Annotated in this window: 10 protein-coding genes and 1 pseudogene; 2 read left to right on the forward strand and 9 right to left on the reverse strand. The window is 36.8% G+C overall.

Annotated features, from left to right (window positions below):
- The first annotated feature begins 12 nt into the window (after positions 1–12).
- Complete coding sequence (locus BMW42_RS12100) at positions 13–192, forward strand: DNA gyrase inhibitor YacG (RefSeq protein ID WP_035264978.1); 180 nt, start codon at positions 13–15, stop codon at positions 190–192.
- Between the two features lie 352 nt (positions 193–544).
- Here the strand turns inward: BMW42_RS12100 and BMW42_RS12105 are convergent, their stop codons facing one another.
- From BMW42_RS12105 to BMW42_RS12125, 5 genes are all read right to left on the reverse strand, one after another.
- Positions 545–1,189, reverse strand: a complete 645-nt coding sequence (locus BMW42_RS12105; RefSeq protein WP_092768141.1) for an MBL fold metallo-hydrolase — start codon at positions 1,187–1,189, stop codon at positions 545–547.
- A gap of 14 nt (positions 1,190–1,203) precedes the next feature.
- A complete protein-coding gene (hemH, locus tag BMW42_RS12110; protein WP_035264970.1) occupies positions 1,204–2,220 on the reverse strand; it encodes a ferrochelatase in 1,017 nt (338 codons plus the stop codon).
- Positions 2,221–2,345: 125 nt separating this feature from the next.
- Complete coding sequence (locus BMW42_RS12115) at positions 2,346–3,308, reverse strand: DUF4062 domain-containing protein (protein WP_092768143.1); 963 nt, start codon at positions 3,306–3,308, stop codon at positions 2,346–2,348.
- A gap of 72 nt (positions 3,309–3,380) precedes the next feature.
- Complete coding sequence (murI, locus tag BMW42_RS12120) at positions 3,381–4,265, reverse strand: glutamate racemase (protein ID WP_092768145.1); 885 nt, start codon at positions 4,263–4,265, stop codon at positions 3,381–3,383.
- A 49-nt stretch (positions 4,266–4,314) separates the two neighbouring features.
- Positions 4,315–4,926 (reverse strand): DUF1285 domain-containing protein, encoded by a 612-nt coding sequence (locus BMW42_RS12125; RefSeq protein ID WP_092768147.1) that lies wholly within the window; start codon positions 4,924–4,926, stop codon positions 4,315–4,317.
- 183 nt (positions 4,927–5,109) lie between these two features.
- On the opposite strand from BMW42_RS12125, the gene BMW42_RS12130 reads away from it, so the two are divergent.
- Positions 5,110–6,822 (forward strand): electron transfer flavoprotein-ubiquinone oxidoreductase, encoded by a 1,713-nt coding sequence (locus BMW42_RS12130; protein WP_092768149.1) that lies wholly within the window; start codon positions 5,110–5,112, stop codon positions 6,820–6,822.
- Positions 6,823–6,993: 171 nt separating this feature from the next.
- Here the strand turns inward: BMW42_RS12130 and BMW42_RS12135 are convergent, their stop codons facing one another.
- The 4 genes and pseudogenes from BMW42_RS12135 to BMW42_RS12150 all read right to left on the reverse strand — a co-directional run bounded on the left by BMW42_RS12135 (position 6,994) and on the right by BMW42_RS12150 (position 10,138).
- On the reverse strand, positions 6,994–7,356 hold the full coding sequence (locus BMW42_RS12135; RefSeq protein ID WP_228143128.1) for a hypothetical protein: 363 nt from the start codon (positions 7,354–7,356) through the stop codon (positions 6,994–6,996).
- Between the two features lie 548 nt (positions 7,357–7,904).
- Positions 7,905–8,188: pseudogene (locus tag BMW42_RS12140) on the reverse strand (IS5/IS1182 family transposase); the annotation flags it as partial.
- Positions 8,189–8,394: 206 nt separating this feature from the next.
- The gene (locus tag BMW42_RS12145; protein ID WP_228143129.1) at positions 8,395–9,450 is read right to left on the reverse strand and encodes a hypothetical protein; all 1,056 of its coding nucleotides are present in this window, start codon (positions 9,448–9,450) and stop codon (positions 8,395–8,397) included.
- 130 nt (positions 9,451–9,580) lie between these two features.
- Positions 9,581–10,138, reverse strand: a complete 558-nt coding sequence (locus BMW42_RS12150; protein WP_092768151.1) for a hypothetical protein — start codon at positions 10,136–10,138, stop codon at positions 9,581–9,583.
- Positions 10,139–10,290 lie beyond the last annotated feature (152 nt).

Here is a 10,290-nt window from a genome sequence, read left to right on the forward strand (position 1 = left end):
TAGGATTCATTTATGCCAAAAACATTTCCGTGCCCACGCTGTGGACAGCCTAGTCAATGGACTGGCAATGAATTTCGTCCATTTTGTTCTGAACGATGTAAACTTATCGATTTAGGGGCTTGGGCAAATGATGAATATCGCCTTCCGACACAGGATTCTCCTCAAGCTGATCAAGGGGAATATCATGAATAATGCCAACTTTGCTCAATATTAAAAGAATAATTCAATTATATTTACACAAACAAAAAAAATTAGCTTTTTTAAGAAAACTCAATAAATGTGATTTTATTTAAGTTTATGTTGTGATATTGTGATTACAATCACATTAAAACAACAATTCTACTTTCATAAATACATGAGACTTTATAAATTCACATTCACACTCAGTATAATTTTATCTTGCCTAGGCTTCCTTTTTGCAGGTCTAGGCATTTATCAACATGATTTCGTCTTGATTTTAATCTCTGCACTATTTGTGTTAGCCGCTGCCCTTCTCTTTTGGGAATTGAATGACATCAATCGAGATCACTTTTTTCGTTTTTAATTAACCAGCTTTACCTGCCACAAACGGGTTAAACTTTTTCTCATAGCCAATGGTACTGATTGGACCATGCCCTGAAATAAACTGTGTTTCATCTGGCAAACTAAAACATTCTCTCTCAATCGAATCCAGCAACTGTTGATGATTTCCCTTGGGAAAATCTGTTCGACCAATTGAACCCTTGAAAAGAACATCTCCAGTCCATAACAAGCCATAGTTAGCATTATAGAACATGACGTGGCCAGGCGTATGACCGGGAGCGAATCGAACCTCAAAGGACTCATCCCCTAGTTTTAAAGTTTCACCACCTTCAAGCCACTGATCAACCACAACAGGTTCAGGTATCGGAAACCCATATCGTGCTGAAACTTCCTGAATCATATCTAACCAAAATGCATCTTCTTTATGAGGACCAATTACTGGAATACCCCACTCTCTCGCCAATGCTCCGACCGCACCAGCATGATCAAGATGACCATGAGTTAACCATAGCTCCTTCACTGTTAAGTCTAACTCTTGCACAACTTGCATAATTTTTTCAGGCTCACCACCTGCATCAATTAACACAGCTTCTTTGGTCTCTTGATCCCAAACCAATGAACAATTTTGCTGAAATGCTGTCACAGGAATAATTTTAACTTGAAGCATAGGAACCTTTAAATTTACGCAGAATGTTGGAGGGTAATCTTGAGTGCATCCAGTTGAGCTTCTACTAAATCGACCAACAAATCAATATGTGCTGCATCAGTGTTTAACGCTGGAATATAGGCATAGTCTTTCCCGCCCGCTGTTTTAAAGGTTTCGGCATTTTCCACAGCCAACTCCTCTAAAGTCTCTAAGCAATCTGCTGAAAAAGCAGGGCTGAGCACATGGACAGATTGAACTCCTTGTTGTCCCCACTCAGTCAGCAACGCATCTGTATATGGCTTGACCCACTCTTGTTTACCGAATCGTGATTGGAAGCTGATAGCCCATTCATCGTCACGTAATCCCAGAGCCTCTGCGACTTTTTTCGCTGTAACTCTACAACGGTCGGCATATGGATCACCTTTATCTGCATAAGGCTGAGGAATCCCATGGAAAGACATTAATAATTTTTCCGCTTTACCGTGTTGCGCCTGAAAAACCTGAACACTCTTTGCCAAAGCCTGAATAAATTTTGGATGTTGATAATAATCGCGTATTAAACTTAAGCCAGGTAAATTTCTCTGCGTTAAAACCCATTTCGCCAATGCATCATACAATGGTGCTGTAGATGTCGCTGAATATTGAGGAAAAAGTGGAAATAAAATGACGTGATCTTGCGGTGTCTGAGTAAGTTTTTTTAGAACCTCATGAATACTAGGATGACCATAAGTCATCGCAGGAACGACCTGAACATCAAAATCTGGATAATCTTGAATAACTTTTTGACGGATTAAATCTGTTTGCTTCAACAGAATTTCACGCATAGGGGAATCTCCATTCCACACCTGCGCATATGCTTCAGAAACATGCTTTGGTCGAAATGGTAAAACAAAACAATGTAAGATAATTTTCCACAAAAACGATGGAATCTCAATCACACGCTGATCAGATAAAAACTGTTTTAGAAAAGTTCGTACCGCAGGCACTGTAGGGGCATCTGGTGTTCCCAAGTTGGCAATAATTACGGTGATTTTCGGCTTTAACTCAGACATCTGATCCACATCAATTCACTGTTTAATTAAGAAATACTTTATCAGAGTCTAAGTAAATTCGGCGTAATTTTATGATTGCTTTTTAAAATGTGAATGAAAGAGAAAAACTATCATATGAACTTGATCTATTTATTCATGCATTTCCATAACATCCGCTGACGATCATCTCGTCCTACAGGAACGATCCATTCATTATTACGCATTTGTTGCTTGATGGTATGCAATGCACGTACATTAATCTGTGCTCTAGATACCATATGTGCCTTAGGAAGTTGCAATTGAGCATCGACCAGCCCCGTATCAGTCAAATACTGATTCAACACTTTAGAATAAAAATCTTCTGGTGTTGCTTGGGAAAATTGAGACTCAAGAACAGCATAAATTTCATGCCATCGCATGGAACGTATACAAATAATTTCTTTAAAATGACTATCAACATAGGCATGCATACGATAATCAAAACTGAATTGATCATCCCACTCTATTCTAGGCAAAGATAGAAAAGGATCGATTTCAGATTTGGCTTGTTCCATTTTTGCTTGTGCCAACTGAGCTCTTAATCGATCAATCTCATCTTGTTTTGCTTGAATGCTTTGTGGTCTTACCCAACCCAAAACTGGGTAACGCTCAAGCATTTGAGGCATATGAGACCTGAGTGCAAGCTCTAATTCACGAGCACTTTTAAAAAATACGACCTGATCAACTTCTTGAATGATCTGTTGCCGGAAATTTTGAAAGCGCTGTTGAAGATCCGCTTCACGCTCTCGTAAATGCTCCTCACGCGATTCTGGCTGTTCATGCATAAATACAATAATGGGCTTTTGCTTAGTCACTGCATAGATATATTCCAAGTGCATGTAACTAATACCAGAGACAGATTGCTCGCCATACTGGCTTCCTAAAAGCAGAAGTACATAATCACAATCATCAATTTGACGGCGTGCAAAAGCGGTTGTTACAGGTGTTCTTTGTTCTAAACCCCATGAAAAAAAACCCATACCGATCAGCGTTTGAGACACAACCATACGCTCTGGCTGCATCTCTTTACCAGAAGTTGTAATAAACACTTGGTAACGCTTATCTAGCATGCCTTAATCCAATCCTGCATCTAGGTAAAAATGCCTTACTCATAAGGCTTAAAATATATAGCTTGATATTGATCATTCTTCTTCGAATGTATCAGTTAAATTTTCAATTGACCATAGTATTTCATGCCCGATCATATTTTGAAGTACAGGCTGAAGTTCAAGCGCATTTCCGCCACTGACGACACAACGCAACTGCACTGATTTGTCATATGGTTGAGTTGCATTGAATTTATTTTTGATAAGGACTCTTGCTGTTTGGCGTGCAACAGCAAATCCAGAATCAACCAAAGTCAGTCGCTCTGCATAAAGATGCTCAATTGCAGATTTTAAAAATGGATAATGCGTACAACCCAACACCAAATAATCGGCTTGATCTTGCATGACGGGATCAAGTACTCGTTGTAATGTTGCAATACAGGCTTGCGAATTTTGTTGCCCAGCTTCCACGAAAGGAACCAAATCCAAACTGGTGACTTGATGAACTTTAACGCCTAAAGGATCTGCAAAATTCTGCATTACATCCTTGATTAACTGGCCTCTAAAAGTCGCTGGAGTCGCCAATACAGCCACCACTTTAGACTGTGTCTGTAACACTGCAGGTTTTAACGCAGGAACCAACCCAATGATCGGAAATCGCTCACCATAATGCGTCCTTAAGTAATCCAGACTAAAAGCTGATGCCGTATTACACGCAACAACCGCAACTTTACATCCTTGACGATACAACCACTCGATTGCATGTGCTGTGAGCTGACGAATATCTTGATCTTCGCGCGGACCATAAGGGACATGAGCTGTATCTGCATAGTAAAGGATATGCTCATTGGGTAAATATTTTGCTATTTCCAATGCAACTGATAAACCACCAATACCCGAGTCGAAAATACCAATAGGGGCATGTTCAAGTGCATGAGGCATAGGCTCATTAGAGCTCGGTTGGGGTAAAATTGCAGACATCTCAACGACTACTTTTATAATGCTTAAATGAATGGGCTAAGCTTAAACCTCAAGTCCCTAATTGCAATAGCAGATTACCACTTTTTAAATTCAAAACTGATTCACCTTGCTCATTTTCGCTCAACTCCCCCATTTCAACTAAATGAAAAAAAGCTGAACGTTGTATCAATGCGTTGATGCCGAAACGCACATGCACGTAAGGACGCATCTCTCCTTGAAAATCACGCATAAAGATTGGATGATCTTGATCCACAATAATGAGATCTTGAGTGGTCGTTGTTAGCTGTAGATAGGAAAGCCCTTGAATCTCGACTTGATCTACCTGATTGACCAATAAAGGTTCATCTTCGACTTCAATTTCGATTTGCTCAACGGGTGTTTTTAAGTAAAATTTGTTGTCTTCTTTCCACAGTACTGTCGAGAATAGGTCAATGAGGCTTTGTCTTTTAATCAATTGACCTTCGTGCCACCATTCACCATTCGCTTTTACTTTCAAATCCATTGAGCCACAATGCTTTGGGTTCCATTGTTCAAGAGGTGGGATTGACCTTTTGTGACTTGACTGTGCATCTTTTAGATATTGTACGATATTGATTAAGTTTTTATCATCAGGTACAAGTGAATCAGGCTGTGCTGTTATAGAATCATTTTGTTTTACCATGGTTTATGCCCTGCTGACGGAAAATAAAGCGACTCAGCCAATTGGCTTGATCAAGGTTTGAACCTATACTAGCGCAAAATATATAAAAGGTACGAGAGCAAAATTGTACCTGCAACTAAGAACACTCATGGCAGCACCGTCGGAATTATCGGTTGCCACCCTTTACTTTATGAGGAGTCCTTTATGGAACACATCGAACGTGAATCGATGGAGTTTGACGTTGTAATCGTTGGAGCGGGCCCTGCGGGTCTTTCAGCTGCGATCAAAATCCGTCAACTTGCAATTGAAAACAACCTCAACGATTTATCTGTATGTGTCGTTGAAAAAGGCTCTGAAGTAGGTGCGCATATTCTTTCTGGTGCAGTGCTTGAACCACGCGCTATTAATGAATTGTTCCCAAATTGGAAAGAAGAAGGTGCACCTTTAAACGTACCTGTTACAGAAGATGAAACATACTTCCTTCTTTCAGATCAAAAATCTCAAAAAATGCCTCATGCTTTTGTGCCTAAAACAATGCACAACGACGGTAACTATGTCATCTCTCTGGGTAACGTTGTACGCTGGTTAGGACAAAAAGCTGAAGAGCTTGAAGTATCCATTTTCCCGGGCTTCGCAGCAGCGGAAATTCTGTATCATGCTGATGGTACCGTAAAAGGTATCCAAACAGGTGATATGGGTATTGGTAAAGATGGTGAGCCAACACATAACTTTACCCCAGGCTATGAGCTCCATGCGAAATACACGTTATTCGCTGAAGGCTGCCGTGGTCATTTAGGTAAACGCCTAATTGCTCAATTCGGCTTAGATAAAGATGCTGATCCTCAGCATTACGGTATCGGTATTAAAGAACTTTGGGAAATCGATCCAGCGAAGCACAAACCAGGTAAAGTCATGCACGGTGCAGGTTGGCCTTTAACTGAAACTGGTTCATCTGGTGGTTGGTGGTTATATCACGCTGAAAATAACCAAGTATCATTGGGTATGATTGTCGACTTATCTTACCAAAACCCTCATATGTATCCATTCATGGAAATGCAACGTTGGAAAACACATCCATTAATTAAAGATGTATTGGAAGGCGGTAAACGTATTTCTTACGGTGCACGTGCAGTAGTTAAAGGTGGTTTTAACTCTCTTCCTAAATTCACCTTCCCAGGTGGAAGCTTAATTGGTGATGATGCTGGCTTCTTGAACTTTGCAAAAATTAAAGGTTCACACACTGCTATGAAATCAGGCATGTTATGTGGTGAGGCTGTATTTGAAGCAATTAAAGCTGGTGTAGAAAAAGGCGGCGACCTTGCAATTGCTCGTGTGACAGAAGGCGAAGATTTCTTTGCTAAAGAGTTAACGTCATATACAGCGAAATTTAACAACAGTTGGTTAAAAGAAGAGTTATATAATGCTCGTAACTTTGGCCCTGCAATGCATAAGTTTGGTACATTCTTCGGTGGTGCATTCAACTTTATCGATCAAAATATATTTAAAGTTCCGTTCACTTTACGTGATTTGACACCTGACTACAGTGCTTTAAAAACTGTTGATGCTGTGAACTTCAAACCAAACTATCCAAAACCAGATGGTAAGCTTACATTTGACCGTTTATCTTCAGTGTTTGTTTCAAATACAGTACACGAAGAAAATCAACCAGCGCATTTAAAATTAACTGATCCATCAATTCCAGTAAACGTTAACCTTCCTCAATGGGATGAGCCTGCTCAGCGCTACTGTCCTGCTGGCGTATACGAAATCATGGAAAATGATGATGGTTCTAAGCGTTTCCAAATTAATGCTGCGAACTGTGTTCACTGTAAGACTTGTGATATTAAAGATCCGTCACAAAACATTACTTGGGTTGTACCTGAGGGTGCGGGTGGTCCGAACTATCCGAATATGTAATCTCGTTTGAGATCAAAAAACCCGCGAAAGCGGGTTTTTTTATATTATTTAGATAAAATGGCTAATCAATAAGATTGTTATTCAATTTATTTTAAGTAATGTTCCTTCTAAAGCCATCTATAATAGACCGTAATATACTATATAAAAACACAACCCAAGATATTAATAATATTATTTTATAATTAAATCATATTTTTTATTAAAATCGGTGACTCCACCCATAATACCGCCCCTAAACTCACCTTTAATTATAATTTCGTAACTACCTTCAACTTTTGGAACACCTTGTATACTTATTAAGTTTTTATCAAATGGAGGCTCTCCTTCAATTGTAATATCAAGTCCCGAGTTACTAGGCAAATTTGTATAAAAATTGATATCTAAAATATTAATATCTTCAATTTTTATTGTCTCTTTATAGTATTTATTTAATTCAGCTTGCTTAAGATCAATTTTATCAAAAGCAAGCTTGTGGCTGCATGCCATTATAAAAATACTGAAAAATATAATTCCCAATATATTAATTTTTTTCATAATTATCTACTCAAAACATAAATTCCGAAAATTTGACTACATAATTCAGATAAATTCATGATTTTTTCATCATAAATTTTACCCCAAATAAATACTTTGAAACCTACTATTTCTTTCGGATTACCTAATTTGATTTGCGAAAAATATCTAATATATCAAATAAAAAACCACTAATATTATCTATTACTTCACCTTTAACTATTTTTAGTTATCGTTAAAGCGATGCAACCTATTTACTAAATTATTAAAAACAAGTCAGCTACAATAATAATTTTGATATATAATTGATTCATCACCACTATTAACAAATAACCCATTTACTTTAGATTTGAAGTTATTAATTTTACTATATCCAAATATTGCTGATACTTTTCTAAAGCCTTTCGTGTTTCTACGACCCTATCTATTTGTGATTTTGTTCTTTCCTATACGGTATTAATAATTTTTCATGTCTTTCTTAAATATTTTTCGAAATGTGCGCACTGTGTTCATTAGAAGCTTTGTTATATAAATACTCAAAAGCTAAGTTTCCCCCAAGCCATTCAAATTTAAATGGCAACTTGGGTGTGAGATTTACCTAATTCCGTAGATCCATTTAGAACTGTGCCACACGCGTATGCATTTCATTGACGTGACTTTAAAAATGTCATGCTGTCAGCTTATCTCCTAATAATTTGATGCAATGCATCTTGGTTTCCACCAAACTGCGACGGTGATAACCCAACCATTATTTCCATATGGTTCTTCCTAAACCTAAACAGTGAATTATTCGAAGTAACTCATTACGTTCTAGGAACTCAGTTTTATCTTTCCAAGGTTTGCATTTTTTCTTAGCGAAACTACTGCAGTAATTTTGTGCACCATTGAGTCTGAAGATCGAAACAAATCGAAATATTTCCACGATTAATTAAAACTTTTTATTGTAATTAGGCCAGTTGGATGTCGAATAGATTTTAGGTGTGGGCTTACTCGTCTCACAATTATATTGCTAAATTAAACCTAACAAACAACTTTGTGAAACAAAGCCCACCAAATATCCTATCTCATATATTGCCAAACATCAGGGTCTACATAGCTGCCATCAATATGATAGCCTTCCAGTTTAATTTTTTGTTCCTTAAATTTACGATCTTTTTCATTTTCCCTCCTTTCATCTAAAAAGGCTTGTTTTAACTGTTCTGCTGTCATTTCATCTGAGTTAGAAATAGCATTAAAACCAGTATATCTAAAATGCTCAAAACTGTATCTCAGCATATACTGTTCTTTTTTATCATCTTTATATGTTTTAGAAAGAGATATCCCCAAATTAATATTACTATTATATAAATTAAAATACATATGGCCATTAGTCAGATCCATCATTTCTTGCCACTCTTTAAAACTTAAAATATAGCTAGGGTCAATAACCTCTCCCATGTTTTGACTCATATATTTTAAATTATCTTGTTTATCTATACGTTCCGAATAAGGTAAAAAATACTGCTTCCAGTTTTTCTCACTCATTTGCTTCATAAGTTTTACATAAGCCTGATATGCATCTTCTCTAGTCGTATATTCATTAGCATGTAAACTAGCGTTTACATCCATAATCAAAACACCATCATTGCCCATTCGTGCAATTTGCGTCCCCATTACGCTAATAACATTATCAATTTCAAAGTTACTTTGTTCAGTCACAATTTTAACCTGTCCCAGTTTGGGCGGTCTCCAATCTAGTGACAAAAAATTCATCCCCGCAGGTTGGCGGTCTATTGGCGCATTACTGTATTGAGTAAAGTCTTTTAATCCTTGCTGTCCAAAATGTAAAATAGCACTTTGTGGTGGCATGATTTCATTTCCTTTACTTTTCGTATTTGGAGTACAAGCCAATAATAGGCAACATATCGAAAATCCAAAAATTAAACTCAGATAATTTTTCATATTAAAACTTTTGTTAAAAAAATCGTTATTTTTTCCTTCATTACTACTTGGATGTATTCCAAAGAGAAAGTTTGCTTTGCTCTGACTCCACCCCGTTATTAGTTTTAATTCCTGATGTAAAAAGGCACGCCCTTTATCCTCCAAAATTAAACGTTGATATTTTTCCGCAGCCAAATTAATCTTAACTAAAGATCCGTTATAAAAAATTACTTAGGTTGTACATGAAGGTCCGGGTAATGTGAGCTATTCGAATATGTAATGTCTTTTTAAAAACCCCGCTAAAGAGCTTTTTCTCGTTAATTTATCAATCAATTTTTAAAGTTAATCGGTTAAAACTCAGATCATTGCCTTTGAATTCTATGTTTGAGAAAAATCTCATCACTACTTTCTTAGTATTTAGATTGATTGAAAATACATGTACATATATGTAATCTTGATTATTTTTTAGCTCTGTATTTATATATTTGATATTAAGATTATTAATGCAATTTGCATTTAAAATTAAATCATTTTTGAAGTGATGCCTTGCATTAGGTGATAAAATCATCTCACTTGCAACTCCACCATCTAGATACACCACAATTTTACCAGGAGTACCCAATATACTCTTTGATAATTTATACATACCCAAATTAGAAGGACGACCATCTTTGAGAACGTGCAATTGAAATGGTCCTAAATTTTTAGCACTATTTAAATTCTGACTTTCAGATACTTTAAATATCTCATTCAAAACAGTGCAGAAATTTTGATTATCTATCACAATAGCCTCACGATTTGATTCTTTAATTATATTTGATGCTGTAACATTTGAGTAAAAACAAAGTAGAGTTAGAAAAATATATGTGAGAAATTTATTCATTTATATAGCCTCAATTTACTAACGGATCAACATCACCCACTCCCAAAAACTAATACTCTTCTTTTGTGGCATCATCACCTTCTCTCCAGATGATATCTTCTGAATGGCTTTGTTGCACAAAGATTTGAAAGGCAAAGTGCCCCTAATTGAGC

The organism is Acinetobacter sp. DSM 11652 (genome assembly GCF_900109815.1).
Taxonomy (GTDB): Bacteria; Pseudomonadota; Gammaproteobacteria; order Pseudomonadales; family Moraxellaceae; genus Acinetobacter.